The sequence below is a fragment of the Bradyrhizobium sp. LeoB3 genome (assembly GCF_055456055.1).
In genome coordinates this window covers 1-1,378 of the sequence record NZ_JBVBEF010000290.1, presented here as the reverse complement: position 1 = coordinate 1,378, position 1,378 = coordinate 1, and the positions used below count along the sequence as shown (strand labels likewise).

The window sequence follows — 1,378 nt, the reverse complement described above, 5'->3', positions numbered from 1 at the left end:
ATGATCCCATGCCCTCCGGCAAACCGACGTGGAGGCGGCTGAATTGTTTCGCTAAAATTTTCGGATCATTTCCTATGATTGCTAATCAGTGAAAATGAGGCGAGCGACGTGCACCAGCCGTGTCCGATGTCACCCGAGAACGGACGAGAAATCCATCAATCCCCATCGCCTGAATATTTGCCATATTAAATTCTGGGGTAAATATATAACACGCAAATTAAACAAATTAAATATGGACGCCATTTAAATTTGGATTAAGATTGGAGCACTTGACGCCGGATGAACGCGTCAAGGATCTCGGAGAAACGGCTCCAGCATCCTGCCCCCCTTGATGTAGGGGCCGTTTCTTCGAAATGGTGAGGTGAAACATGCGGTTCCTATCACCGGGTGACCTGTTTCTTGTCTCCGCCATGACAGGGGCGGTCTTACTGGTCGAAATTGGACTTTTCATCATTGTGGGCGTGATCTGACTTCCGTTGGAAAACCGGGCAGTCAAAAAAGTCGGTGGAGGCAAGCGGACAAATGTTCGGTGGTCTCCAGCTTTCGCGCCGCACCAGCTAGGTGCATTGCCGCAACTCTGGTTCTTTGTTGCCGCCGAAAATGTATTAAGTTCCCTGGCTCGAGGGGATTGCACCAATGGCGACCTATCGCGCCTATCTCTTGGATGAGACCGGCCACGTCGCGAACCGGCTCGATCTGGAATGTCCAGACGATGGGACAGCGAAAGAGCGCGCGAAGTCCCTGCTGAATGAGAATGGCTTGGAACTCTGGTTGCTCGACCGGCGCATCGCCGTGTTCAAGCCCAATGGGCGAGATCAGCAACCATGAAGACATGACGGCTCGAAAAGCTTTTGATGGAGGCTGAGGATTCCACCTTTTCAGCCGGCCCAGGAGGTCCCGATTATGTGGATTGCAGATAGGTTTGACAGCCGGACCTTCGCCAACATGCAAGTCGCGCTCGAAAGGGCTTGTCAGGCGCTGCCGCAAGGCAGCAATAATCATGAGGCTCGCCGTCACATTGCGAGCAGGATTATCGAATGCGCGGAAGGCGGCGATCGAACGCTCAGCGGTCTGACCGAGGTCGGGCGACGGGCCGCGTTGGAGCTGCCGCCACACCAGGCTGCCTAGCTCGCCATACCAACAAGCAGCCATCTACCTCACGGACGCTTCCGTTCGCGTACGAGCAGATCGGCGATTGATCTCGGGGTGCAGCCCTTCCCCAGAGTTCAACGGCAGGTCTCGCGGTACCTGCGGCAATTGCCCATGCCTTCCTCGCCCAGGCGTTCCTTATTCAGGCATGCGGCTCTCAGTTCTGCACACACATCGCCACGACGAGCGCCCCTTTGACAGGTTTCCCGATATCGCCGGCAGCCGCCTT

General features: G+C 55.4%; 1 protein-coding gene. It reads left to right on the top strand.

The genetic code is table 11. From position 1 onward, the window contains the following. Positions 1-636: 636 nt before the first annotated feature. A complete protein-coding gene (locus ACZXDY_RS45895) occupies positions 637-828 on the top strand; it encodes a hypothetical protein (protein ID WP_464350010.1) in 192 nt (63 codons plus the stop codon). Positions 829-1,378 lie beyond the last annotated feature (550 nt).